Genomic DNA, 25776 nt, shown 5'->3' with positions numbered 1-25776 from the left:
TAGTTACAAATCAATGAAAAAACTTTACATATACATAGTAGTTAAGCTAGAATTGTTCCTTAGAACAGTTTGATGTATATATAAAGTTATATAGACTAGCATGTCTTAATTCATCTGTTATTATTTCAATAAGCATGTTTATGTGTTTTCTGTTATTAAGTGCAAACAATATTTTTCTATATTTTACAACTGCATTTAGTTCTCCATTTAAGGCACGTTTAATGCCACTGCAAAAAGAATCAGGAGTATTAAACTCTACATTTTCAGGAGAAGGAATCATATTTCCCGTTAGTTCATAGTAAATAAATCTAAACATTTTGTTATGCTTTTTTTCATTATCCCTGATACCAGATATAATTTTTTTAGATTCATTTTCGGGAGCATTTTTTATTAAATAGTTGTAAAAAAGTTCATCTTCTCTTTCTCCAGAGATAGCTTCTTTTATTAACTTTAGTGCAGAATTGAAGTTGTCTGGATAAGTGTATTCATCTAAATTCAAGTCTACTTGAGAAATATTGTTAGAGAAGTTCATACCACAGCGAGTAAAGGGACACATATAATGTTTCATTTTCAACTCTCCAAAATATAAATTATAGTAGTATTTTATGATAAAAGTTATAAAAAGTGAATTAGGATAAACAGAGTTCTTGGCATCAGATGGAGTTTTGACTCCACCTGATGCTTATTAACAGGCTTCTTAGTGCTTCAGCACTTAGAAGGCGTTATCCTTTAGGGAAAATCGTTATCCAGGGACGTAGCTGCTCGCAACGTACACTTGGAGAAGCGGGAGTATTAGAGCAGATAGTCATCGGATAAATAAGTTACTTTAATGCAATATACTGATATATTGAACTATGATATTGTAAAAAAGTAATTTGCTACTTAAATATTAATCTTTTTATATTTATGTAAATTTTATCTAAGATTGACTTATAATATAAGTATAAGTTTGGAATATAAGGAGATGTTTGGTGTGTATCCAATAAAATTTAAAAACTTATACTATGATAAAATTTGGGGAGGCAGAGATTTAGAACTTTTTAGGAGTAACCTTCCAGAAGGAAAGATAGGAGAAAGCTGGGATATAGCCTGCCATAAAAATGGTATGGGTATAGTAGAGAATGGAAAATTTAAAGGAATTAGATTTGATGATCTTATTAAGATTCAAGGAGATAAGCTATTGGGAACAAAAATTAAAGGTAATAGATTTCCTCTTCTTGTAAAGCTAATAAATGCCAGGAAAAAACTTTCAATACAAGTTCATCCAGACGATATCTATGCGAAAAAAGTAGAAAATGATTCAGGAAAGACAGAGGTATGGTATGTTATTGAAGCATTTGAGGGGGCAAGTTTGATAGTTGGGACTAAAGATGGATGCAGCATAGACGAATTTAAAAAGGCTATAAACAATGAAAACTTGGAAAAGTATATGAACAGAATTCCTGTTAAAAAAGGTGATGTGTATTTTATAAAAAGCGGTCTTGTACATGCCATATGTGAAGGAGTTATATTGGCAGAAATTCAACAAAATAGTGATATAACTTACAGAGTATATGATTATGGAAGGGGAAGGGAGTTACATATTAATAAAGCCTTAGACGTAGTAAATCTAAAATTAAAGGGAAATAAGAGTAGAGGTATTAGTATAAAAAAGGATGGCTATAAAAAAACCTATCTTTGTTTATCAAGAGAAATTTCTCTGGAGTTATATGATATTCAAATTGAAGCAGTAGAAAAAAGTGATAGAGAAAGGTTTTATATATTTACCTGTGTTGATGGTAAGGGCAAGATAGTTTACAACGGCGGTTTTGAAAATATATTTAAAGGAGACAGCGTGCTTGTTCCAGCTTCTCTTGGAGAATATAGCTTGAAAGGTAACATGAAATTGCTTAAAAGCTATGTTCCAGATTGTAATAAAGTAGAAAATAGTATATTAGATGAAATAAGAAAATTTTAAAAATTTTCATTAAGCTATTGTTAATAAAAATCTTTTTATTAACAATAGCTTTCTACTTTTTTATACATAAAAATTGAAAACATCTTATTTTCAAAAAATTTTAAATTTCTAGGCAAATATTTTGGTAAAGCATTTCATTCAAATTCTTATTATTGTACCTCAACCCTTTGTATAAGACAATTTCCTTAAATTTTATCCGTGGAATTGCTGTATTATGTATAGGCAATAACTATAAAAGATAACAATAACATTGGTGGTAACTATTGGTAATATATTTTAGATATAAGTATAATAAAAGCATAAAGATTGTTATAAAATACACAAGGGGGAAATAAAATGTCAAAATTAAATGAAAAAGAATTTCAGGATTATCTGAAACAAATTAGAGCTTTAGCTGAAGGACCTTTTGAAGAGATACAAAAAGAAGTTGAGGTTACTAATAAATTTCCTCAAAAGTTTTTTGATCTATCAATTGAAAACAATTTATACAGATGTGCATTGCCAGAACAATATGGTGGATGGGGATTAAGTGAGACACAAATTTTACAGGTACAAGAAGAGTTCAGTAGAGGACCAGGTGGAATGCGTATGCATCTTCATTATGCAATGGATTTAAACTGGAGAATTCTTGATGACTTTGGAAGTAAAGAATTAAAAGATGAATATATGGACAAATTTCAAGATAAAACAATCTTCACATGCTTTGCATTAACTGAAGAAACAGGTGGTACAGGAGCAGATTTACATACAAGAGCTGTAAAAGATGGTGACTACTACATCATGAATGGCGAAAAAACATTAATTTCACATACTGACTGTTGTGAGTTTGCATATGTAATCGCTGTAACTGACCCAGATGCTCCAAAGGATAAGAGATTATCTGCATTCTTCGTACCAGTTAATACACCTGGTTATGAAATCGTTCCAATGCCTCATATGATGGGATGCCGTGGAGCTGGACATGCAGGATTAAAATTCACTAACATGAAACTTGACAAGAAATACTTACTTGGTAAAGAAGGCGAAGGTCTTAAGATTGCAATGCATTCTTTATCCGTATCTAGAGCTCATATTGCAGTAAGTAATCTTGGTATGTCTCAGAGAATGTTAGAGATGACAATTAAGAGAGCAAAAGACAGAGTAACATTTGGAAAACCACTTGTTAAGAGACAAGCAATTCAACAGACAATTGCTGATATGGGAACTGAAATACATGCACTTAGATTAATGGTTTACGATTTTGCAAAAGATTATGAAGCTGGTAAGGAAATTGAGATGAAAGCAGCTATGTGTAAACTTCACAGTATCAATACTGTTAAGTTAGTATCTGATTATATGTTAGAGATATTTGGAGGAATTGGATACTTTGAAGAATGCGAATATGGTCCAGTTGAAAGATTATACCGTGATTGTCGTGCAATGTGGTTAGAGGAAGGACCTAGAACTGTTCAAAGATTAACAGCTTCAAGAAAACTTATTGCTAATGGAGGCAATACTGAAGAAGAGTAATTTTTTACTTGAAATAGTTATTATTTTATATTATAGCCTTTTGAAGTTTTCAAAAGGCTATAAATAAAATATAAGAACAGGAGGATAAAAATGGAACCTTTAAAAGGGATTAAGGTAGTAGATTTAACCACATATTTAGCAGCTCCTACTACTGCTAGAGTTATGGGAGAGTGGGGCGCTGATTTAATTAAAATTGAAGCCCCTAAAGGAGATCCCGCAAGAGAGCAGGGTTCAGTATTTAATATGCCTTTCAGTGATGAAGAAAACTTGCCTTTTGATGTTGCAAACATGGATAAGAGATTTATCACTATAAATTTAAAAACAGAACGTGGACGAGAAGTTGCTTATAAATTGTTAGAAAAGGCAGATGTATTTATTACAAATACAAGGACAAAATCACTTGTAAAACTAGGTATGGATTATGATACTTTGAAAGAAAAATTCCCAAAACTTATTTTTGCACAGGTTTTAGGTTACGGAGAAAAAGGACCTGCAAAAGATAGGCCGGGTTTTGATGCTACTTGCTATATGGCAAGAGGAGGCGTCTTAGGCACAACAGTAGATAAAGGTGGTTCTCCAATGAATCCACCTAATGGTTATGGAGATTTTCAGGTTTCAATATGTCTTTTATCTGGTATATGCGGAGCTTTGTTTAATAGAGAAAGGACAGGAAAAGGAGATAAGATAACTGTAAGTCTTCAGCATGCTGCATCATTTATGTTAAGTGTTGCCATGATTTCAGCACAATATGGAAATAAATATCCAAAGAGCCGAAAAGAAGTTCCAAATCCATTTAATAATTGTTATCGTACTAAGGATAATAAGTGGGTTGTAATGTGCTGTCCTGAATATGACAGAGATTATGATAAGATTATGACTTTATTGGGTATTAAAAATATAGTAGGAAATACCAAATACAATAACTGCGCAAAGATAAATGCTGAAAAATTAAATCATGAAGTAGTAGATATGCTTGATGAAGCTATTTCTAAGATTAATAGGGATGACTTGCTGAAAATGCTTGCTGACAATGAGTTGCCGTGTGAAGCAGCAAATGAGCCTTTGGATGTTTATAAAGATGAGCAGGTTTGGGCAAACAATATCTTAACTAAGGTAGATTACCCTTCAGGAAAAAGAATGGTTCCTACTAATCCAATTTCATTTGGTTCTATGTCAGAACCTATAATAAAAACTTGTAAACCTCAAGGTGCACATACAGAGCAAATCATGAAAGAATTGGGTTACAGCAGCAGTGAGGTTAAAGAATACATAAACGAAGGAGCTGTAGCTGGATTGAAACTGCTTAAAAAATAATGAGGAGGGTTAAAATTAATGAGCTTATTATATACAAAGGAACAAAAGGAATTAATTGCTCTTGTAAAAGAAATGGCAGAAAATGAAATCAAACCACATGTTCAGGAGCTGGATGAAAAGGGCGAATGTCCAAGAGAATTGTTTAAGTATGCCTTTGATATGGGACTTCATATGCTTGAAATTCCAGAAGAATATGGTGGAACTGGACTTAGCTACGAAACTACAGCCATGATTTTTGAAGAGCTTGCAAAGGTAGATGCAGGATATGCAATTACACTTGTTACTACATTTGTTGCTTTAAGAAATGTTATTCTTTCTGGTACCAAAGAGCAGGGTAAATATTTTGCAGATATAATTGGAAAAGGAAATTTTGCGGGTTTCGCTCTTACAGAGCCAAATGCAGGTTCTGATCCTGCAGGAATGAGAGGAACAGCTGTAAAAGATGGTGATGAATATATATTGAACGCAACAAAAACGTTTATCACTAATGGTGCACTGGCTTCTGTGTTTGTAGGAATCTTTAAAACAAATCCTGAAGCAGGCAATAAAGGTATTTCAGCTTTTATAATAGATGGAAATACACCAGGAATTACTATTGGAAAACATGAAGACAAAATGGGTCTTCGTTTATCAAATACTACAGATGTTACTTTTGAAAATGTAAGAGTTCCAGCTTCTAATATGCTTGGAGAGGAAGGATCAGGATTTAAACTTGCATTAAATTCTCTTAACTTATCTAGAGCTTTTGTTGCTACATTAGCAGTAGGTATTATGCAGAGGGCTTTGGATGAATCTGTAAAGTATGCAAAAGAAAGAAAGCAGTTTGGCAAGCCTATAATTAAATTCCAAATGGTACAACAGATGCTTGCAGATATGGCAATAAAAGTAGAAGCTTCCAGAGCACTTGTAAATAATACTATGAAGTTAATGGATAATGGAAATCTTGTTCGTAAAGAAGGTGCCATTACTAAAGCATTCGTATCTGATTGTGCACAGGAAGTTACGTCAAATGCAGTTCAAATTTTCGGTGGATATGGATACAGCAAGGAATATCCAGTTGAGAAGCTTATGAGAGACTGCAAAGTGTTCCAGATTTTTGAAGGAGCTAATCAGATTCAAAGAATGACAATAGCCGGTGCATTAGAAAAGGAATATAAGTAGGGGGGAAGAGAAATGAACATCGTTGTTTGTATAAAACAGGTTCCTGATACAACAGAAATTAAAATTGATCCAGTTAAAAATACATTGATTCGAAAAGGCGTTCCAAGCATTCTAAATCCATTTGATAAAAATGCACTAGAACAGGCACTTCGTTTAAAAGATCAATATGGAGGTACTGTAACTGCACTTTCCATGGGACCTGATAACGCAAAAGAAGTTTTAAGAGAAGCTCTTTCCATGGGCGCAGATAAAGCGTACTTAGTAACAGATAGAGCTTTTGGAGGATCTGATACCTATGCAACTAGCTATATTTTATCAAAGGCAATTGAAAAAGTAGGGCCATTTGATTTTGTACTTGTAGGTAAACAGGCAATTGATGGAGATACAGGACAGACAGGTTCAAGTATTGCAGAGCATTTGAAAATTTCCAGATTAAGCTATGTGCTTGATATTAAAATGGAAGGCCAAAAGTGTGTAGTAAAGCGTCAGGTAGAAGAAGGTGCTGAAATAGTTGAAACAAAACTTCCTGTTTTATGTACTTTGACAAAAGAAAGCAATAAACCAAGATATGCAACTATTAAGGGAAAAATTGATTCTTTAAAGGCAGAAATAGGAGAAATTCATTTAGATGATATTAAGGATATAGATACTACCAAAATAGGTCTTAAAGGTTCACCAACAAGAGTAAAAGCAACTTTTACACCAAAACGTCAGGCAAGTGGTGAGGTAATGAAAGTTGTAAATCCTGAAAAAACAGCAAAAGAGTTAGTTGGCAAGCTATTAGAAGCAAAATTAGTTTAAGGGGAGGCTTTGGTTATGAATTTCGATGAGTATAAAGACGTATGGGTATTTATAGAATGCTTTCAGGGACAACCAAAGAACGTTGGTTTTGAACTGCTGGGACAAGGTAGAATTTTAGCAGATGGCCTAAAGCAGAAATTATGTGCCGTAGTAATAGGCAGTGATGTAGAAGATGCAGTTAAGGGTGCAAGCAGTCATGGAGCAGATAAAGTTTATGTTGTACAGGGAGAAGAATATAAAAATTATTCTTCAGATGTATATGGAGATGCATTTTTAAAACTCTGTCACAAGTATAACCCAAATACCATTTTAATAGGTGCCACTATAAGGGGCAGAGAACTTGGTTCTAAAATTGCAGTTAGCTTGAGAACAGGTCTTACTGCAGATTGTACTGCTTTAAGTGTAGAAGAGGATACTGGAAATGTTGTATGGGAAAGACCTGCTTTTGGAGGCAATCTCTATGCACAGATACTTTGCAGTGATACCAGACCACAGATGGGAACTGTAAGACCTGGTGCCTTTAAGAAACCACAGGAAAATGAAAATAACCGTCCAGAAATTATTAAAGAGACTATTAATATAGACAAAGATTCTATTTTAACAAAAGTAGTTGACTTTATTAAAGCCCAAGAAGATTCTGGTGTTAAACTTGAAGAGGCAGAATATATAGTATCCGGCGGTAGAGGAATGAAAAATGGAGAAAACTTTAAGATGTTACAAGAGCTTGCAGATTTACTTGGCGGAACAGTTGGAGCATCAAGAGCTGCTGTAGATTCTGGATGGATTCCACAGACAAAGCAGGTAGGGCAGACAGGTAAAACAGTTTCTCCAAAAGTATATATTGCATGTGGAATTTCCGGTGCCGTGCAGCATTTAGCTGGAATGAGCTCTTCAGATACAATTATTGCAATTAATAAAGATGAAACTGCACCAATATTTGAAGTAGCAGATTATTGTATAGTAGGAGACCTATTTGAAGTCGTTCCAGCACTTATAAAGGAAATTAGTTCAGTAAAAAATCTTTAATTGTGTTCTTTTTATAAGGAGATATGACGTGATGGATGAAATTAAAATAAATGATAGCCAAAAAAAATTGTATGAAAAAATGGGCTATTGGGGTAAAAAAACACTCTTAGATTACTGGAATACGTCGGTAAAAAGGTATAGAGATAAGGAATTTGTAGTAGATGATAGAGGATACCGCTATACCTATGGACAATTAGATGAAAAAGCAGGTATTATTGCTTCCTATTTTCTCAGTATTGGAGTAAAGCCTCTAGATGTTATTTCTTTTCAAATACCAATATGGAGTGAATTTGTAATTGTTACTATTGCATGCATGAAGGTGGGAGCTGTTGTTAACCCAATTGGTATGTGCTATAGTGGTCGAGAAGTTTCGTATCTCTTAAATTTATGTAAAAGTAGAGTTTTTCTCTGTCCTACATATTACAACAAGACAAATTATGAAAAATTGATTCTATCAGTCGAAAAGGACGTAAAAAGTTTAAAACACATTGTATTACTTGACAACCTAAAGGAAAAAGAAAGCAGCATCGCTACTTTGACACAAATATTATCATCATATTTTCCAATAAAGTTAAAAGATGAAGTAAGAGTTAATAGTAATGATGTTGCAGCTGTTCTTTGTACATCTGGCACTACTGGATGTGCAAAGGGGGCTATGATGACGCATAACAACATAATATTTAGTGAGAAATACTTTAGTAAGGAACTTGGTCTTACAAAAGATGATATCATGTTTATGCCGGCGCCTTTAAATCATGCAACTGGGTTTCACCATGGAATTATTGCACCTATGCTCATGGGATCAAAAGTGGTTTTACAGCAAAAGTTTAAAAGTAGAAAAGCAATAAACCTTATGAATAGAGAAAAATGCACCTGGTCAATGGGAGCTACACCATTTATATATGATATTTTAAAGAATATTAGAGAGGATAAACTTTACCTTAGTTCGTTAAAATTTTATCTTTGTGGTGGGGCTGTGGTACCGGAAGAAATGGCAAGGCAAGCCTATGAATATGGAATAAAGATATGTGAAGTTTATGGATCTACAGAAAGTGTTCCACATGTATTTGTAAGACCTGATGAAAATATTGAGTTAACATTTGGTACTGCAGGAAGGCCTATGGAAGGGGTAGAAATTCGAATTGTAGATGAAAATAGAAAAGAAATACTACCTGGAAATCTAGGGGAAGAAGCATCAAGAGGTCCAAATGTATTTGTAGGATATATAGGTGATAAATCAGCTACAAATAAGGTACTGGATGATGAAGGATGGTTTTATAGTGGAGATCTATGTGTAAGCGATACAAGTGGAAATATTAATATCATTGGACGAAAGAAAGACATAATTGTTAGGGGCGGTGAAAACCTCAACTCAAATCATATAAGTCAGTATATTTCAAAATTTCCGCTAATTAAGGATGAGGCAGTTATTGGAATGCCTGATAAGCGTCTTGGTGAACGAATTTGCGCTTATGTTGTATTAGAAAAAGGAGTTCATTTTCTGGAATTAGGAGAACTTTTAGAGTATATGAGGAAAGAAAAGATTCCAAAACGGTATTGGCCAGAACATCTGGAGATTATAGATAAAATTCCGAGAACTGATAGTGGTAAGGTGAAAAAAAATTTATTGGCAAAGGATTTGAAAGTTCGTATGGGTAGACAGGAGGAGTCAAGTTGGAAGGGCGAGAATTTGGTCCAAGAAGATCAAGAGAAACAACAAAACCAAGGGTTGTGTGCCCCAAGTTAATATTTTATCATTGTAAACATTGTGGTAGCGTTTTTCAACTAACAAGTATGAGGAAAGAAATTTCTCCAATGTGTTGTGATGAAAAAATGGAGATGCTTTCTACAAAAGATCCATCAGAGATTTCAGATGATATAATTATTGATTACAAAATTACAGGAGGATACAATGAAAATGTGGTAGAAGTTTTTTGGAAAATAAAGAATGAAACCACTTCTCTCGAATGGATTTATCTTAGAACATTTACAGGAGGACAGTTAAAATATGTGACAAATCCTAAAAAGACATCTTTTGTATTTGCTTTAGCAGATGAAGATTCTTATGTTTACTGTGACGAAGATCCATGCCTTGAATGTACTTTTAGATGTAAAAGGGGATTTGAAATTTATGCATATATAAAAGATAAAGCAATTGTTAAAATCCCTTTAGAGAGAATGCATGCTAATTGGCAGTCTTAATTTTACGAATTTTGCTTTTTTTAATCATATAGTCTGCAAACATTTTTACAGCCATGGTGTGGTAAATATTATTATTATACGCCATATATACTGTACGTGTATTATTTGGTGTATCTAGTTTTATAATTTTTAACTTATGAAATTGGAGTAAAAAAGAAGTACGCGCAGTAATAGCAGCCACATTTGTTGAACATACCATTCCACCAATAGTTATTTCATCGTCAAAATCATAACTTACATGAAGGTTGTAGGGTTTTAAGAGTTCCGTTATAGTTTTACCAATAGGCAAACTTTGTCGATATGTGATTAATGGATAGTCGCCGATATCTTGTAGACCAATGATTTTTTCTTTTGCCAATGGATGTTTATCGTTTACAACAAGAACAAGTTCTTGAGTAAGAATTGGAACAAACTCGATATTAGGCTCATTCTCTAAAATGGAACAGAAACCGATATCGTATTTTTCAGACTTGATTCCCTCTATAACATCTAAAGTCATGCCGGTAAAAATATTAAATTTAGTTTTTGAGTTCACAGTATCTAAATACCCATTTACTATATTTGGTAAAAAGTCCCCACATAAGGTAGGGATGCATCCTATATCAATAATCCCTCCAATAATACCAGATGATTCTTTTAAACAATCAATACCTTTTTCTAATTCACCTAAAGAGTTGCATACGTATTGATAAAAGACTTTTCCGTATTTTGTAAGCTTGATTTTTCGACCTTGCCTATGAAATAATTCTATACCAAGTTCTTCTTCTAAAGACGAAATCGCCCCGCTTAAACTTGGTTGTGTTATATATAGTTCTTTTGCGGCATGTGTAAAATGTTGTAATTGTGCTAATTTTCTAAAGTAATACAGTTGATTTAAGTTCATGTTATGCCTCCATACCAGTATATATTAGATTTTTTAGTGTACATTGTTATTGTAGCATAAATTTATAAAAAAATATAGAATTTTATATAAATTTGTACAAAATTGTATAATAATATATAATTTTTGAACTTAAAATGATAGAATATAGATATTTTTAAAATTTCATTAAAAATTTAACTTTTATTTTTGAAAGAACTTTTAGATTTATAACGTTCTTTAATTGAGATATTCTGTTTAAGAATATTAAGCTATTTATTTTTCAATCATTTCGAAATTCCACGAGTAACTAAAATTTCTATAATAAATTTAGGAGGGTTTTTTATGAGTGATTCAAAAAGAACGAATGTACGTTGGGCAGTGGCAGTTGTATTGTCACTTTCCTATATGGTAATGTTTTTAGGTAGAACTGTATTTTCTGTATCTGGACCTAGTATAATGAAGGAGTATGGATGGACTTCTACACAATTTGGATATGCTTCCACTGCATTTTTTATTGGGTACATGATTAGTATGATACCATCAGGTGCTATTGCTGATAAGTACGGAGCTACCAAGGTATTAATTATAAGTCTGCTATTATCTGGAATATTTACTTTCTTTACACCAATCATTGGAATTTCTATTGGACTTATGATTTTGGTTCGTGTCTTTGAAGGTATCGCACAGGGATGTATTGTTCCAGGTGCAATGTCGAATTTAGGAAGATGGATTCCAAAGAAAGAATCTGGTATTGCATGTGGTTTGGTACAGGCAGGATGTCCTTTAGGTTCTGCAATCACTATATATTTGGCAGCAGCATTACTCCCAATTATTGGATGGAAAAAGCTATTTTTCGTATATGCATTGTTCTTCCCAATATGGTGTATTATATGGGCGCTAATTGGTAAATCTGATCCATCTGAGCATAAGAAAGTTAACAAAGCAGAGCTTGCTTATATTCATCAGAAGGAAAAAGTTCAAGCAGTAGTAATGAACACAGACATTACAAAGTCGGATGTTTTGAGAACTCCTGCTGTATGGTTTATGTGTTTGTCTTATGCATGTGCTACCTATATGTATTTCTTTTGCACTACATGGCTTCCAAATTATTTTATTATTGGTCGTGGTATGAAAATCAGCGCAGGAGCCGTTCCTTATATAGTAGGGTTCTTTACTTATTTTATTGGCGGATTTGTTGCAGATGCAGCTTCCAATAAATTTGGAGATAAAATTGGACGTAAACTAGTACAGGTAGTTGGTATGATTGGTGCAGCAGTTCTTATTTTCTTAGGTGCCAGTGCAACTAATCCAACTATTGTAATTGCGGCTGTATCATTATCCTATGGATTTCTTTGCTTGACTATGAGTGGTTATTTTTCTGTAGCACCTTCTATCTGTCCTACACTTGCTGGTGTTTATGCTGGTCTTGCAGGAGTTCTAGGTTCCATTGCTGGAATACTTGCACCAACTATAACTGGTATTGTAGTTGACGCTGGCTTAAAAGCTGGTGCAAATAATGCTACTGCATATGGTTATGCATTATGGATATGTGCAGGTATATGTGCTTTAGGTTCCATTTTAGCCTTAGTGGCAAAGCTTGACCCGATAAAACATAGAGCTGTTGAAGAAGATAAAATTGTTAAAGATTAATAAAGATAAAGGTATAACGTAAAATTTTTACACAAGGGGTTGGTGACCAAATGGATTTTAGCAAGCTATTTAAAGTTGGAAGCACGTATGTTAGTGAGTATATAGTAAAGCCTGAAGATACAGCTAACTTTATTGGAAATAAAGGTGTTGTTATGTTATCTACGCCTGCTATGATAAAGTATATGGAATATACAACTTTACATATAGTAGACAATGTTATACCTAAAAATTATAGACCTGTTGGAACTAAAATTGACGTTGAACATATAAAACCAATACCTGCAAATATGAAAGTTATTATAAAAGTAACATTAATATCAATTGAAGGTAAAAAACTGCGTTATAATGTAGAAGCTTTCAATGAAAAAAATTGTAAAGTAGGGTTTGGAATATACGAACAACAGATAGTTAATTTAGAACAATTTTTAAATAAATAGTAGAAATTAATAAAACCGATAAATTTTTTGAGTTATTTAGGATAAAAATATATATGAAGCATTTGTTTAAAGGTTTTAAAATTGAACCTTCTAATCAAGTAAGAATAAATACATTATGGGTATACCTATAATGTATTTATTTCATATAAAATGAAAATTATTTTATAAAAGCTATTGCAAATTAATAATTAATATTATATAATAATTTATGTCAAGGGAAATGAAAATTATATGAAATAACTTAAGGAGGAATTTTAAATGAAAAAGTTTGTTTGTGCTGTTTGTGGATATGTTTATGAAGGTGAAAATCCACCAGAAAAATGTCCTGTATGTGGTGCACCATCAGATAAATTTGTTGAAAAGGCAGAAGGCGAAATTAGTTGGGCAGATGAACATAAAGTAGGCGTTGCTAAAGGTGTAGATGAAAAAGTATTAGAAGAATTGAGAGCTAGCTTTACTGGAGAATGTTCTGAAGTAGGAATGTACCTTGCTATGAGTCGTCAAGCTGATAGAGAAGGTTATCCAGAAGTTGCAGAAGCATATAAGAGAATAGCTTTTGAAGAAGCAGATCATGCAGCTAAATTTGCAGAATTATTGGGAGAAGTAGTATTACCTGATACAAAGAAAAATCTGCAGATGAGAGTAGATGCAGAGACAGGTGCTTGTAAAGGTAAAAAGGATTTAGCTACTTTAGCTAAAAAGTTAAACTATGATGCAATTCATGATACAGTACATGAAATGTGTAAAGACGAAGCAAGACATGGAGCTGCTTTCCAGGGATTGTTGAATAGATACTTTAAATAAACAGTAGTCATCGGATAAATGCAAAGGACTGATACACTAATTAGTGTATCAGTCCCTTTTTATACTCTATGCTAAATACATAAAATAAGATATACAATCTTTTGTTGGAGTTTCAAAATCTATGTTTCTCTTATGGTAGGCATCACCGGTGTAGTCATAACCTTGATTATCACAAATATAAGCATAATCAAAACTTTTTGGATCTACCCACTTCATGAATGTATATGTATGAGTAGGGCCGCTTCCATAAGAAGTAGTAAAGCATATATCTCCTGGCAAAAGTTTAGATAAATCTGTAGAAGTTTGCCATCCTCTGCTTCCAAGTTGAGATGTAAGTTGATTGGTATTTGCTACATATTCCGGAAGATCAGTCATTCCGGCTCTTCTAAGAGCTTCACTTGCATAATATACACAGTTATTACTTGTAATTCCACCGTGAAGTTCAATAGCTCTGTCTAGCACAGATTGTCTATTATCATAATTCATAAGATAATTATAAAGGTTTGTCCCAATTTGAGATTGAATTCTATAGTCGTTCATAATAGATGGTACAGGTTCAAATGCTTTTATAGTTAAATTTAACGTTACTGGTTTACTATATCCATCAACAGTACCTGTATAAGCATATACACCTGGTATGCTTGTCATGTCTACAGACTTGTTCCAAGATACATTTACAGAAGTAGTAGTATCATTTGACATTTTAGCAGTTACCTGTGTAGGTAAGGTGTATTCATCTTCCTGATTTATAGTTACACTTATGTTATCTATAGAAGATATAACTGGTGCTGTTTTAAATTCTACTATAGTAGGATTTTTAAGTGTTCTGTTGTATCTGGATACTATATTCCCACTTATAGTTAAGGTATAGTCTGTGTCTGGATTACAAGCATTCGTAGGTGATACAATAACGGACATTCCGTAATCTGTTGAAGAAAAAGCTAGTGGAACTTCAGTATTATTATTGTCAACTAGTCTTATTTTACCACCTAAGGAATTTACATCTACTGGTTGGTTAAAGCTTATCTTCCACTTTTTGCTTACAGGAATACTAACTTTTACAATGGTATCGTAGTTTGTACTTTGGCCCACGTTTGAATTAGCTTTTTCTGGAGTATTGTTCTCGCTGGTACTTTTATCATAGCTGCTATTAGTGTTACCATCAATAGTTTTTGAATTAGAAATATCTTTATTAGTATCTAAACTAGTTGAAGCGGTAACAGTTGATACGTCAGAAGACTTGTCCATATTATTTGCAGCTAATGCAATTGTGCAGTGAGAGCCTTGAGCAATTGCATAAATTCCGCAAAATAATACGAAGTTTTTAATAAGTTTCTTCACTTTTTAATCGCTTCTTTCTATTTTGATTTTAATTTATGTAAAAAATATGCCATATCTATTAACTTAAATTTTATCCCATTACTCCACCGAACTTTGTAAAAATAATTTGCACAAAATCATAGACTTTAGTTCTCTGTTTTTTTCAAGGCGGGGTAAAGAATAGATGTATCTCTAGATAAGTTCAATAGATTTAGGCATATTTGCTTATAATTTTTCATGTAAAAGGGCAAAATTATAATAACAAATAAGAGTATAGCATAATATTAATATATAGTCTATATAGCGGATAATATACAATATTCTGAAGGCGTATAGACGATTAAATTAAGGTATTTTCAAAGAAATAGCCATCCAGTCAGTATGATAGCCTTTTTTCTTTCAAATGCCTAAAAGAGGAGAATTTTCTTTGAAGGAAAGAGCATTTAGTAAATTAAAGGAATTTATTTTTAGATTTATACAAGATGATGTATTAGCGCTGGCTTCACAACTTGCATATAGCTTATTATTTTCTATTTTCCCTTTTTTAGTATTTTTTATAAGCCTTATAGGGTATAGTGATATAAGTAGTAATGATATATTGCTAATTTTAAGTAATGTATTGCCTAAAAATGCACTGGAATTAATAGAAAATACAGTAGTTAAAACTGCTAATAGCAAAAATATAGAACTTTTATGCTTAAGCTTGATTCTTACACTATGGGCGCTATCAGGTGGATTTCATGCTGTTATAAAAGGATTGAATAAAGCATATGATCAAAGAGAAACTAGATCCATATTTAAGATATATATTATATCTATACTATGCACCCTAGGAGTAACTTTAATAATATTATGTACTTTATTGTTTTTAGTATTTGGGCAAATGCTTGGAAGTTTTTTAGCTTTTAAGTTAGGGCTTTCCGAGGGATTTGGCTTTTTATGGAATATATTACGATATGTTATTATATTTTTTGGAACCATATTTATATTTGCAGCAGTCTATATTTCTACTCCAAATGTAAGGCTTACGTGGAGAAAGGTATTACCAGGTGCTGTTTTTTCAACTATAGGTATCGTAATAGCTTCTATGGGTTTTGCCTTTTATGTGAATAATTTTGGAAATTATTCTAAAATTTATGGAAGTATAGGAGCTGTAATAATCCTCTTAACTTGGCTTTTTATTTTATCTACAATAACTATTTTAGGAGGAGAGTTTAACTCAGTATTATTTAAAAAAGAAAAAAATAGATTTTAGCTGTGCTTTCCGTGTATCAGCACACTTGCTTGTATAAATTTTCTAAAGCTGTATCAAGTACTTCTTAGGTTCAGGTGGAGTTCTTATAGTTATGACTTTCTCCAGCTCAACCTTATAGAAGATGGTGGTGTTAGCAATGGTAAGCATAGGACAAAAAAGTTTTATATAAAATTAAAAATATTATTGACAAAAATTTAGGTAGTTGTATAATATAAATATAAATCATAGTAAAACACTCAAGAATACTTTGAAAAAGAAAAGTAACTTAAATTAAATTTTGCAGAGAAGAAACGGTTGGTGAAAGTTTCTAAATTAAGTTTAAGTGAAGTGCCCTTTGGAGTTATGTGGTCGAATTAATAGTAGATTACATCGGGTTCACCCGTTATAGTGATAGAACATAGCGCTGTGTTCGATTGAGAGTTGGATTTTTTAAAAATCTAATTAGAGTGGAACCACGGAGTATAAACTCCGTCTCTATATAACATATAGAGACGGAGTTTTTTGATTTCAAAGTAAATTTCATGCTTAAAATATTAATTATTATATAAAATTTTGGGAGGTACTAAAATGATATTTACTAATGCTATAGATATGATAGGTAATACACCTTTGTTTAAACTTGATAATTTTAAAAATGAGGATACAGCTGATATATATGTTAAACTTGAAAAATTCAATCCTGGTGGAAGTATTAAAGACAGAGCTGCTCTTGGCATGGTTGAAAGAGCTGAAAGAGAAGGACTCTTAAAAAAAGGTGACACAATAGTGGAGCCAACTAGCGGTAATATGGGAATAGCTCTTGCAATGATAGGAAAATTAAAAGGATATAAAGTTACAATTGTAATGCCAGAAACTATGAGTGTAGAGAGAAGAAATATGATAAAGGCTTATGGTGCAGAATTAGTTTTAACAGATGGAGCTAAGGGCATGAAGGGAGCTATAGAGAAATCCTATGAAATTGGCAAAGGTAAAGAAGGTTACTATATACCACAACAATTTATAAATACTGCTAATCCTAAAAAGCATTATGAAACTACAGCAGAGGAAATTTTAAAGGATTTAAAAGATGTAGATGCCTTTGTAGCTGGTGTTGGTACTGGAGGAACAGCAATAGGAGTGGGAGAAAACTTAAAAAAGCACAATAAAGCTGTAAAGGTAGTTGCAGTAGAGCCAGCAGGTTCACCAGTTCTATCAGGAGGTAAAACTGGAGCTCATAAAATACAAGGTATAGGGGCAGGATTTGTACCTGATATTTACAAATCAGAAGTTGTAGATGAGATCATAACTATAACAGATGAAGAAGCTTTTAAATATGCTAAACTTATGGGAAAAGAAGAGGGAATACTAGTTGGTATATCTTCAGGAGCTAATATAGCTGCAGCAATTCAGGTGGCGAAAAAACTTGGAAAAGGTAAAAAAGTAGTAACTGTAGCACCAGATGGAGGAGAGAAATATCTATCCATGGGATTATATGATTAGTATGTAATTCAATCAATTCACAGTTCACAATTTTGGTAGATTTTTATCTACGAGTGTTATGAAAAATCTAAAAACTAAGTAGTATGAACATTAAATTTTTAGATTTTCTGTAATAGCAGAAAATCATCCTTAATTGTGCATCGTGAATTGATTACTTAGTATTACTTTCATGTTAAGTCAAAATTTGAGCAATAGATTTGAAAGGAGAAAACAATGAGAAACCCATTTAAGCTATTAACTTATGATATTAAAAATGCTATGAAAAATGATCCAGCGGCTAGGAATCCGTTAGAGGTTTTTATATTATATCCCTTTATTCATGCTTTGATACAGTATAGAATAGCACATTTTTTTTATAACAAGAAATGTTTCTTTATTGCTAGGTTAATATCACAAATTGCTAGGGGTTTAACTGGAATAGAAATACACCCAGGAGCTAAAATAGGAAAAGGATTATTTATAGATCATGGAATGGGTGTGGTTATAGGTGAAACTGCAGAGGTTGGAGATAATGTAACGCTTTACCATGGAGTCACTTTAGGAGGAACAGGAAAGGATACAGGAAAAAGGCATCCTACAGTAGGAAATAACGTATTTATAGGAAGTGGAGCAAAACTTTTAGGGCCAATAGTTGTAGGCGATAATGTAAAAGTAGGTGCAAATTCAGTAGTTTTGAAGGATATACCAGCAAATTGTACTGTGGTAGGTATACCAGCTAAAGTAGTTAAGGCTGAAAGTAATACTGTTATAGAAATAAAAGACTATGCAGGAAGAAGAAAAAAGATATATAATGAAATGATAATATAATTTCTATAATAAGCAGGTGAAAGGTTTGAACTATAAAGAAGATATATTGAGTTACTGTAATAAGATTGGATTGGATACTGTAGGATTTACAAAATGCAGAATATTCACCGAATTAAAAGATTGTTTTAAATATAGAAAAGAAAATTTGCTTGAAAATGAATTCGAAGAAAAGAATATTGAAAATAGAGTTAATCCATATGTGTATATGGATGGGGGAAAGACAATAGTATCCATTGCCTTTCCCTATTTATTTGAAAAACAAGATGAGGAAAATATAAGCTTTTCTCTATATACTAGAGGAAAGGACTACCATGTAGTAGCACGTTATTATTTACAAAAAGTGTGTAATTTTATAAAGGGTTTAGGGGGAAAAGCTGTATACTTTGTAGATAGCAATTCCTTGCCTGAGAGATATATAGCTTTTCAGTGTGGAATAGGGTTTATAGGAAAAAACAATATGATTATTACAGAGAAATATGGATCTTATGTTTTTTTAGGAGAAATAATAACTGATATAAAAGTAGAAGCTGATACCCCACTAGAAAGTAAGTGTGGCAGCTGTAATTTATGCCAAACATCGTGTCCTACAGGTGCTTTGCTTGAAGATAAAAATTCTAATATATGCATGTCATATATAACTCAAAAAAAACATATAGATAATAAATGGTTTTCACAATTTCAAGGAAGATTATTTGGATGTGATACTTGCCAAAAAGTATGTCCATATAATAGTAAGGTCGCTTTTTCTAATATACAGGATTTTAAGCCTTTTGATTTTATGAGTAGAGTTGATTTAAATGAAATTATAGATATGGATAAAAAAGAATTTGCAGAGAAATACAAAAACACATCCTGTGGATGGAGAGGTAAAAATATTATTCAGAGAAATGCAATTATAAATATGATTACATTAAATAAAAGTATTAATTTGGAATATAAAAACATAAGGTCAACCTATGTAAGAGATTATTATGATAGACTTTTACAGGTTTTAAAATTATAATTTATATTAGAGAGGTACATTTAAAAAAGTATACCATATATAAAAAGAAAGGTGGATTTATTTATGATTTCTCCATGGATGGTCAAGCTAATGGGACATCTTCCTAAAGGATTTTTAGCGTATATTTCAAAAAAGGTATTAGGTGGTTACTTAAATAGATGTGCAGATATAAAAGTAAAAGGCATTGAAAATTTAAATGAAGTGGAAAGACCTGTAATATTTATCTGCAATCATTTAAGCAATTCTGATGCTCTTGTATTAAGTAGAGTACTTAAATCAGAAAACCTGACTTTTGTAGCAGGTAAAAAATTGAATCAAAATTCTTTAACTCAGCTTGGCATGTGTATTACAAAAACTATTGACATAAAACCAAATAGTGCAGACAAGGATGCCATATCTAAAATTATAAAAACTGTAAAGAACGGAGATAATATACTGATATTCCCTGAGGGAACGAGAAGTAGAACAGCAAGCTTAGCAAAAGGGAGGAAAGGGGTAGTTTTAATACAGAAGTTAACTAAGGCTGCAATTCTTCCTATCGGTATCTCTGGTACTGAAAAACTTTTACCTATAAGCGACAAGGATATGGCTCTAGAAAGTTTTCATAATGCAGAGGTAAATGTGAATATAGGAAAGCAGATAGATATACCGCCCCAAGATAAAGGTGAAAACAAACATGTATATGAAGACAGAATATCAGATTTATTTATGAAAAAAATAGCAGAACTTTTGCCTGAACAATATAGAGGAGTATACAAGTCTTAATGAAGGTGATAAAAGTTGGATAAACAAAATATAGATAATATATTGAAAGTACTGAAAGAAACCTATCCAGAAGCAAAATGTGCATTGAATTTTGGGTCTCCTTATGAATTGCTAGTGTCCACTATGCTTTCAGCTCAATGCACCGATGTAAGAGTGAATAAAGTTACATCAGAATTGTATAAACAATATAATACTCCTGAAAAAATGATATCTTTAACAGAGGAAGAATTAGGAGAAAAGATAAAAAGCTGTGGCTTTTTTAGAAATAAAAGCAAGAATATACTTTCAACTAGCAGAGAACTTGTTGAAAAGTACGGTGGAGAGGTACCACATACTATGGAACAATTGATAGAACTTCCAGGAGTGGGCAGAAAAACTGCGGATGTTGTTTTGTCAAACGCCTTTGGAGTTCCAGCAATTGCAGTGGATACTCATGTATTTAGAGTATCAAATAGACTTGGAATTGCAAAAGGAACTACTCCCAACAAAGTAGAAATGGAACTTATGAAAAATATACCCAAAAGTATGTGGAGTGATTCACATCATTATTTAATATGGCATGGAAGGCGCATATGTAAGTCAAGAAAACCTGATTGTGAACATTGCCCTCTAGCCCCTTACTGTGAATACTTCAATCATCCAGAGGAAACTAAGTCTTGAAGTTTAGAATTTACATAGAGTTTCTAAGTAAAAATCACTTTATGCTCCAAATATTTTTACAACATTCATCACGTTAAATATTTTGATAAGACTAAGCAAAAAAATTAAAAAAATACTGAGAACTTTTGAAAACTCGTACCTCAAACAATTCAAAAGTTCTAGATTTTTTAAAATTTTTTTACTAAGACTTATATACAAAATATTTAAAAGTGCTTCATTATTGTAAAAATATTTCTGCATATAAAGTGATTTTTAAGTTAGAAAACTTATGTACAGTTTCTAAATAAAAGTTTTTTTGAAAATAACAGAGTTCAAATAACAAAGAACAGATAAAGATGATTTCCCTCGTACCTCAGGAAATCTATAATTTTAATATTTTCTGACGTTAGGAAGAAAATTATCCTTATTTGATATTTGAACTTTGAACTTTTTCAGTTTAAAAATATTGTTTCACAATTTTTTTAAACTGAAAAAGTTGAGTATTCAACTTTTACTTATAAACTCTACAAATTTATAATGTGCCTTCTTATCAAATCAAGGGCAGTCATAGTAGCCCTTTGTCTTACCACATCTCTGCTTCCAAAGAATTGGCACTTCTTAACATAAGTCTCTCCGTTTATATAAAGTCCTATATATACTAGACCTACAGGTTTTTCGTAAGTACCACCGCCAGGACCTGCAATTCCTGTAGTAGCTATGCCTATATCTGTATTTGCTGTTTTAGCTATACCTTCTGCCATTTCTTTTGCAGTCTCAGAACTAACAGCACTAAATTTGTCTAGGGTATCCTTTTTTACTCCTAGTCTTTTCATTTTGGCCTCGTTGCTATAAGTGACAGCACCTTCTTTAAATACAGCAGATATGCCAGGATAATTTACAAGTCTTGCTGCTATTAACCCACCAGTACATGATTCTGCAGAGGATATAGTTAAACCTTTATTTATCAATAATTTTCCTATAACATCTTCCATAGTGTCATCATCTTCACCATATATATTTATCCCTAGTTTTTCTCTAATTTTAGATTCTACAGGTTTTATAAGCTCTACAGCTTCTTCTTCTGTATTTGCCCGTGTAGTAATTCTAAGTATTGTATCATTTTCTTTTGCATAAGGAGCTACAGTGGGGTTTACACTATTATTTATAAGATCTGATACACTTTCAGCCATAGAACTTTCTCCCATACCACAAACTCTCAGCGTTTTAGATTTTATTACTCCATTACTGTATTTTTTTAAGAATGGTACTACATAATTTTGAAACATAGGCTTTGCCTCTTTTGGAGGTCCAGGAAGTATTATTAAAATTTTCCCGTTTTGCTCCATACAACAGCCAGGAGCCGTACCATGTGGATTAGGAAGTATAGAAGCACCTTCAGGAAAGTAAGCTTGTTTTATATTATTGCCTTCTAAATTTAGTTTTCCCATTTTCTTAAAATAAGATTCTAATTGGGTAAGTGAACTTTTATCTAAGATCATTTCCTTATTGAAGTATTTAGCACTAGTTTCTTTAGTTAGATCATCTTGTGTAGGTCCAAGCCCTCCAGTTGTAATTATGATGTCAGCTCTTTCAAAAGACTTCTTAAACTCATCTAAAAGTCTCTGAGGATTATCTCCAACAACAGATTGGTGATACACTTCTATACCAAGATCAGCTAATCCTTTGGAAATAAATTGTGCATTTGTATTTACTATATCTCCAAGTAAAATCTCTGTACCAACGCATAATATCTCAGCTTTCATTTATGTACTACCTCCATATCTAAGTATATTTGAAAAACAAACATACTTTTATGATAGCATAAAAGTTATGCTTATTTAATAATAATTAACTCAACTTTCGTACATATAAAATTTTGACCTAATATAAAAACTTTGTGAAGCAAAGCTTTGCAAGTTAAGAATTAATAATGAAAAGTTAATAGTGAAGGATGATTTTTAGCTGTTGCAAAAAATCTTTAAATTTATATAAGTCAGTGTTTAGTAATGTTTTGCTTTAGCAAAACGAGCATTCAAAAATTTAATTAAAGATTTTTTGTAGTGTAACGGAAAGAAATCCACATTAACTATTAATTAAATTAATAATTCTTATATATAAAAGCTATTACTCTATAGTATAATAACTATGTGAAAATAAAGAGGTGATAATTATGAGTGCAAAAAGAAGAACTAGGAAGTCAAAGAGAAAGTCAGGCGGAACATTAAAAATATTAGGTTTAGCTGCCTTAACTATTTTTTTGAGTATAAGTTGCGGATTTATAGTATATCATTATAATGATATAAAATACTGGGATAACTTAATTTATCCTAGAGTTTCTATAAATAATACGGATCTTTCTGCAAAAACTAAAGATCAGGCTAAGAGTATAATGAGCAGCGGATATTTAAATAAATTTCAACAGAAACAAATTACTATAACTGCAGGAAATAAAAGTTATGAATTACCTTATTCTAGTTTAAGTTTTACGAATAACTTGGATGATACGGTAAAGTTGGCCTATTCTTATGGAAAAAGCAGCAATATATTTAAAAAATATGAATTATTAAAGAATCCTAAAAATGTAAACTATAATTTGAAATTTTCTTATGACACTAAAGTTATAGATAATATGGTAGATAAAATTGCAAGTGAAGTTGATACAGAACCTGTGAATGCATCTCTTGAAATGGGAGGAGTGAAATTTTCAGTAATACCACAGAAAGATGGGGCTAAAGTAGATAAAGAAGCTTTGAAAAAAGATATTGAATCTAAAATAGATAATAATTCAGATCAGGATTTAACTGTAAAAGCGGTACTCAAAACTACTAAAGCTAAAATAAAGGAAGATGACCTTAAACCTGTGGACACATTAATATCTAGTTTTAGTACAGCCTATGGCGGCATATCTTCTGGCGAAAGAGCAAATAACATATCACTTGCTACTAGCAGCATAAATGGACATGTAGTAATGCCAGGAGATACTTTTAGTTTCAATGATGTTGTAGGTCAGAGAACTGCAGCCAAAGGATATGAGGCAGCTCCTGTTATTATTGGAGATAAAGTGGAGTCAGGACTTGGCGGGGGAATATGCCAGGTATCTACGACGCTTTATAATGCAGTTGCTAAAGCAGGACTTACATCTACGGAAAGGACTCACCATACTATGCCTGTTCATTATGTTCCTGAAGGAATGGATGCTACGGTAGATTACGGAAACATAGATTATAAATTTAGAAATGATTTTAAATATCCTATATACATACAAAGTTATACTTCAGGTGGCAGCATAGTATTTAATTTATATTCCAATTCGTCAGTATCAAAATAAAATCATAAGTTTTTTGTAAAAATTTATTAAATGATTTGTAATATGTTTTTTAACTTTTAGGATATAACTAATAAAAGGAGAGTTTAATATATGAAATAAATAAGGGAAGAGTAGATATGAAAAGTAAAATTCATAACAAGATTATAACTCCACTTTTATATTTTTTGCAGAGTGAGTCTGCTAGCGGTGTAATACTATTAATTTTTGCCATCATTGCAATAATAATTACTAATTCTAAAGTTAATGCAATATATAGTCATATACTGCATACCTATATAACTATTGGATATAAAGATATATCCTTATCAATGTCAGTTCTTCACTGGATTAATGATGGGTTAATGGCTATATTCTTTTTTGTAATTGGTATGGAGATTAAAAGAGAGTTGGTAATTGGAGAACTTAAATCTTTAAAGAAAACTATACTTCCTGTTGGTGCTGCTATAGGAGGTATGATTGTACCTGCAATTATTTACGTATTATTTAATTATAAAGAACCAACTAGTACAGGATGGGGAATTCCAATGGCTACAGATATTGCATTTACTTTAGGAGTACTTTCTTTGGTAGGCAAAAAAGCATCGAAAGGAATTATAATTTTTCTTACGGCTTTAGCTATAGTTGATGATTTAGGAGCTATTCTTGTAATTGCAATATTTTATACCAGTAGAATATCATGGACATATCTTTTTATAGGTATGATCATTCTTATAGTTCTTGTACTAGTAAATAGATTTAAGGTAAGATTTGTTTCCGTTTTTATTATGTTGGGAACTATATTATGGATTAGTCTGCTTAAATCTGGTGTGCATTCAACAATTGCAGGTGTACTGCTTGGAATGACAATACCAACAGGAAAAGATAGAGAAGAATTCAAAAAATCAATGTTATATAAACTAGAACATGCACTATTGCCATGGTCTTCCTTTGTAATTATGCCCATATTTGCTTTAGCAAATTCAGGTGTAGTTATTAATATTAATGATTTTTCAACGCTTGTATCAACGCCTGTTAGTTTAGGAATTATATTTGGACTTTTTTTAGGGAAACAACTAGGTATATTCGGGGTTTCATATTTGTTATTAAAATTTAAAATTGCTAAGCTTCCTTATCAAGTAACAAAAATACATTTGTACGGTGCAAGTGTGCTTGCTGGTATTGGATTTACGATGTCATTATTTGTTTCATCTTTATCTTTTTCAGATGAGACTATATTATCTATAGCAAAAATTAGTATAATAATGGCTTCAATTTTATCTGCAATATTTGGTATAATAGTTTTTAAATTTATAAAACCTCAAAGTAAAGGAAAACCTAATACAAAACAAGAATTTAGTAATTAAATGTTATTTAATATTTGAGAAGTTTATTGAATAACTTAAAATGTTCAGTTAAAAACGGTTTATATATAAAATGGAGTGTAAAACAGTTATGCTTGTTTTCCGGGCTTTGCTGTG

General features: G+C 32.0%; 23 protein-coding genes and 1 other annotated feature. Of the genes, 19 read left to right on the top strand and 4 right to left on the bottom strand.

Going from position 1 to position 25776, the window contains the following annotated elements; all coding sequences use genetic code 11:
* Positions 1 to 46 precede the first annotated feature (46 nt).
* Positions 47 to 568 carry a ferritin family protein gene (locus CLRAG_RS10690; RefSeq protein WP_065078430.1) on the bottom strand — a complete coding sequence of 174 codons (522 nt, stop codon included), beginning with the start codon at positions 566 to 568 and terminating at the stop codon, positions 47 to 49.
* Between the two features lie 405 nt (positions 569 to 973).
* On the opposite strand from CLRAG_RS10690, the gene CLRAG_RS10685 reads away from it, so the two are divergent.
* From CLRAG_RS10685 to CLRAG_RS10650, 8 genes are all read left to right on the top strand, one after another.
* Positions 974 to 1957, top strand: coding sequence for a type I phosphomannose isomerase catalytic subunit (locus tag CLRAG_RS10685; protein WP_065078429.1), 984 nt, complete (start codon positions 974 to 976; stop codon positions 1955 to 1957).
* A 336-nt stretch (positions 1958 to 2293) separates the two neighbouring features.
* A complete protein-coding gene (locus CLRAG_RS10680; protein WP_013240541.1) occupies positions 2294 to 3466 on the top strand; it encodes an acyl-CoA dehydrogenase family protein in 1173 nt (390 codons plus the stop codon).
* Positions 3467 to 3556: 90 nt separating this feature from the next.
* A complete protein-coding gene (locus CLRAG_RS10675) occupies positions 3557 to 4780 on the top strand; it encodes a CaiB/BaiF CoA transferase family protein (protein WP_065078428.1) in 1224 nt (407 codons plus the stop codon).
* An 18-nt stretch (positions 4781 to 4798) separates the two neighbouring features.
* Positions 4799 to 5941, top strand: a complete 1143-nt coding sequence (locus CLRAG_RS10670) for an acyl-CoA dehydrogenase family protein (protein WP_065078427.1) — start codon at positions 4799 to 4801, stop codon at positions 5939 to 5941.
* Positions 5942 to 5953: 12 nt separating this feature from the next.
* Positions 5954 to 6742 (top strand): electron transfer flavoprotein subunit beta/FixA family protein, encoded by a 789-nt coding sequence (locus CLRAG_RS10665; RefSeq protein WP_065078426.1) that lies wholly within the window; start codon positions 5954 to 5956, stop codon positions 6740 to 6742.
* A 15-nt stretch (positions 6743 to 6757) separates the two neighbouring features.
* Positions 6758 to 7768, top strand: a complete 1011-nt coding sequence (locus CLRAG_RS10660; protein ID WP_065078425.1) for an electron transfer flavoprotein subunit alpha/FixB family protein — start codon at positions 6758 to 6760, stop codon at positions 7766 to 7768.
* Between the two features lie 31 nt (positions 7769 to 7799).
* A complete protein-coding gene (fadK, locus tag CLRAG_RS10655) occupies positions 7800 to 9515 on the top strand; it encodes a medium-chain fatty-acid--CoA ligase (protein ID WP_065078424.1) in 1716 nt (571 codons plus the stop codon).
* On the top strand, positions 9443 to 9970 hold the full coding sequence (locus tag CLRAG_RS10650; protein WP_065078423.1) for a hypothetical protein: 528 nt from the start codon (positions 9443 to 9445) through the stop codon (positions 9968 to 9970). The genes fadK and CLRAG_RS10650 overlap by 73 nt, the downstream gene beginning before the upstream one ends.
* Here the strand turns inward: CLRAG_RS10650 and CLRAG_RS10645 are convergent.
* On the bottom strand, positions 9954 to 10853 hold the full coding sequence (locus tag CLRAG_RS10645) for a LysR family transcriptional regulator (RefSeq protein WP_065078422.1): 900 nt from the start codon (positions 10851 to 10853) through the stop codon (positions 9954 to 9956). The two genes, CLRAG_RS10650 and CLRAG_RS10645, sit on opposite strands and share 17 nt — an antisense overlap.
* Before the next feature lie 321 nt (positions 10854 to 11174).
* On the opposite strand from CLRAG_RS10645, the gene CLRAG_RS10640 reads away from it, so the two are divergent.
* The 3 genes from CLRAG_RS10640 to CLRAG_RS10630 all read left to right on the top strand — a co-directional run bounded on the left by CLRAG_RS10640 (position 11175) and on the right by CLRAG_RS10630 (position 13723).
* Positions 11175 to 12482 (top strand): MFS transporter, encoded by a 1308-nt coding sequence (locus CLRAG_RS10640; protein WP_065078421.1) that lies wholly within the window; start codon positions 11175 to 11177, stop codon positions 12480 to 12482.
* Positions 12483 to 12532: 50 nt separating this feature from the next.
* Positions 12533 to 12919, top strand: coding sequence for a thioesterase family protein (locus CLRAG_RS10635; protein WP_065078420.1), 387 nt, complete (start codon positions 12533 to 12535; stop codon positions 12917 to 12919).
* A 258-nt stretch (positions 12920 to 13177) separates the two neighbouring features.
* Entirely contained in the window at positions 13178 to 13723 is a 546-nt protein-coding gene (locus CLRAG_RS10630; RefSeq protein ID WP_065078419.1) for an NADH peroxidase, read from the top strand.
* A 66-nt stretch (positions 13724 to 13789) separates the two neighbouring features.
* Here the strand turns inward: CLRAG_RS10630 and CLRAG_RS10625 are convergent, their stop codons facing one another.
* A complete protein-coding gene (locus CLRAG_RS10625) occupies positions 13790 to 15064 on the bottom strand; it encodes an Ig-like domain-containing protein (protein WP_065078418.1) in 1275 nt (424 codons plus the stop codon).
* 382 nt (positions 15065 to 15446) lie between these two features.
* Here CLRAG_RS10625 and CLRAG_RS10620 point away from each other — a divergent pair, with 382 nt between their 5' ends.
* The 6 genes from CLRAG_RS10620 (at position 15447) to nth (ending at position 21012) form a co-directional block, all read left to right on the top strand.
* Positions 15447 to 16298, top strand: a complete 852-nt coding sequence (locus CLRAG_RS10620) for a YihY/virulence factor BrkB family protein (RefSeq protein WP_065078417.1) — start codon at positions 15447 to 15449, stop codon at positions 16296 to 16298.
* A 238-nt stretch (positions 16299 to 16536) separates the two neighbouring features.
* Positions 16537 to 16777 (top strand) — a binding site (T-box leader).
* A gap of 88 nt (positions 16778 to 16865) precedes the next feature.
* Positions 16866 to 17777, top strand: coding sequence for a cysteine synthase A (cysK, locus tag CLRAG_RS10615; RefSeq protein ID WP_065078416.1), 912 nt, complete (start codon positions 16866 to 16868; stop codon positions 17775 to 17777).
* A gap of 213 nt (positions 17778 to 17990) precedes the next feature.
* Positions 17991 to 18584 carry a serine O-acetyltransferase EpsC gene (gene epsC, locus CLRAG_RS10610; protein ID WP_065078415.1) on the top strand — a complete coding sequence of 198 codons (594 nt, stop codon included), beginning with the start codon at positions 17991 to 17993 and terminating at the stop codon, positions 18582 to 18584.
* Positions 18585 to 18609: 25 nt separating this feature from the next.
* Positions 18610 to 19587 carry a tRNA epoxyqueuosine(34) reductase QueG gene (queG, locus tag CLRAG_RS10605; RefSeq protein ID WP_065078414.1) on the top strand — a complete coding sequence of 326 codons (978 nt, stop codon included), beginning with the start codon at positions 18610 to 18612 and terminating at the stop codon, positions 19585 to 19587.
* Between the two features lie 63 nt (positions 19588 to 19650).
* Positions 19651 to 20352, top strand: a complete 702-nt coding sequence (locus CLRAG_RS10600) for a lysophospholipid acyltransferase family protein (protein ID WP_065078413.1) — start codon at positions 19651 to 19653, stop codon at positions 20350 to 20352.
* Between the two features lie 15 nt (positions 20353 to 20367).
* Complete coding sequence (nth, locus tag CLRAG_RS10595; protein WP_065078412.1) at positions 20368 to 21012, top strand: endonuclease III; 645 nt, start codon at positions 20368 to 20370, stop codon at positions 21010 to 21012.
* 503 nt (positions 21013 to 21515) lie between these two features.
* On the opposite strand, the gene CLRAG_RS10590 is transcribed toward nth, so the two are convergent.
* Complete coding sequence (locus CLRAG_RS10590) at positions 21516 to 22754, bottom strand: competence/damage-inducible protein A (protein WP_065078411.1); 1239 nt, start codon at positions 22752 to 22754, stop codon at positions 21516 to 21518.
* A gap of 407 nt (positions 22755 to 23161) precedes the next feature.
* Here CLRAG_RS10590 and CLRAG_RS10585 point away from each other — a divergent pair, with 407 nt between their 5' ends.
* Complete coding sequence (locus tag CLRAG_RS10585) at positions 23162 to 24319, top strand: VanW family protein (RefSeq protein ID WP_065078410.1); 1158 nt, start codon at positions 23162 to 23164, stop codon at positions 24317 to 24319.
* A gap of 116 nt (positions 24320 to 24435) precedes the next feature.
* Positions 24436 to 25662 (top strand): Na+/H+ antiporter NhaA, encoded by a 1227-nt coding sequence (gene nhaA, locus CLRAG_RS10580; protein ID WP_065078409.1) that lies wholly within the window; start codon positions 24436 to 24438, stop codon positions 25660 to 25662.
* Positions 25663 to 25776 lie beyond the last annotated feature (114 nt).

The sequence above is a fragment of the Clostridium ragsdalei P11 genome (assembly GCF_001675165.1).
GTDB classification, from domain to species: Bacteria; Bacillota; Clostridia; order Clostridiales; family Clostridiaceae; genus Clostridium_B; species Clostridium_B ragsdalei.
Note: the sequence above shows the minus strand (reverse complement) of the source record. Positions and strands in the feature narration are given on the sequence as shown.

What these genes read in the sequence shown, in the direction of transcription:
- CLRAG_RS10690 (WP_065078430.1), bottom strand. Translation starts at nt 568, where the DNA reads ATGAAACATTATATGTGTCCCTTTACTCGCTGTGGTATGAACTTCTCT.
- CLRAG_RS10680 (WP_013240541.1), top strand. Translation starts at nt 2,294, where the DNA reads ATGTCAAAATTAAATGAAAAAGAATTTCAGGATTATCTGAAACAAATT.
- CLRAG_RS10675 (WP_065078428.1), top strand. Translation starts at nt 3,557, where the DNA reads ATGGAACCTTTAAAAGGGATTAAGGTAGTAGATTTAACCACATATTTA.
- CLRAG_RS10670 (WP_065078427.1), top strand. Translation starts at nt 4,799, where the DNA reads ATGAGCTTATTATATACAAAGGAACAAAAGGAATTAATTGCTCTTGTA.
- CLRAG_RS10665 (WP_065078426.1), top strand. Translation starts at nt 5,954, where the DNA reads ATGAACATCGTTGTTTGTATAAAACAGGTTCCTGATACAACAGAAATT.
- CLRAG_RS10660 (WP_065078425.1), top strand. Translation starts at nt 6,758, where the DNA reads ATGAATTTCGATGAGTATAAAGACGTATGGGTATTTATAGAATGCTTT.
- fadK (WP_065078424.1), top strand. Translation starts at nt 7,800, where the DNA reads ATGGATGAAATTAAAATAAATGATAGCCAAAAAAAATTGTATGAAAAA.
- CLRAG_RS10645 (WP_065078422.1), bottom strand. Translation starts at nt 10,853, where the DNA reads ATGAACTTAAATCAACTGTATTACTTTAGAAAATTAGCACAATTACAA.
- CLRAG_RS10640 (WP_065078421.1), top strand. Translation starts at nt 11,175, where the DNA reads ATGAGTGATTCAAAAAGAACGAATGTACGTTGGGCAGTGGCAGTTGTA.
- CLRAG_RS10635 (WP_065078420.1), top strand. Translation starts at nt 12,533, where the DNA reads ATGGATTTTAGCAAGCTATTTAAAGTTGGAAGCACGTATGTTAGTGAG.
- CLRAG_RS10630 (WP_065078419.1), top strand. Translation starts at nt 13,178, where the DNA reads ATGAAAAAGTTTGTTTGTGCTGTTTGTGGATATGTTTATGAAGGTGAA.
- CLRAG_RS10620 (WP_065078417.1), top strand. Translation starts at nt 15,447, where the DNA reads ATGCCTAAAAGAGGAGAATTTTCTTTGAAGGAAAGAGCATTTAGTAAA.
- cysK (WP_065078416.1), top strand. Translation starts at nt 16,866, where the DNA reads ATGATATTTACTAATGCTATAGATATGATAGGTAATACACCTTTGTTT.
- epsC (WP_065078415.1), top strand. Translation starts at nt 17,991, where the DNA reads ATGAGAAACCCATTTAAGCTATTAACTTATGATATTAAAAATGCTATG.
- CLRAG_RS10600 (WP_065078413.1), top strand. Translation starts at nt 19,651, where the DNA reads ATGATTTCTCCATGGATGGTCAAGCTAATGGGACATCTTCCTAAAGGA.
- CLRAG_RS10590 (WP_065078411.1), bottom strand. Translation starts at nt 22,754, where the DNA reads ATGAAAGCTGAGATATTATGCGTTGGTACAGAGATTTTACTTGGAGAT.
- CLRAG_RS10585 (WP_065078410.1), top strand. Translation starts at nt 23,162, where the DNA reads ATGAGTGCAAAAAGAAGAACTAGGAAGTCAAAGAGAAAGTCAGGCGGA.
- nhaA (WP_065078409.1), top strand. Translation starts at nt 24,436, where the DNA reads ATGAAAAGTAAAATTCATAACAAGATTATAACTCCACTTTTATATTTT.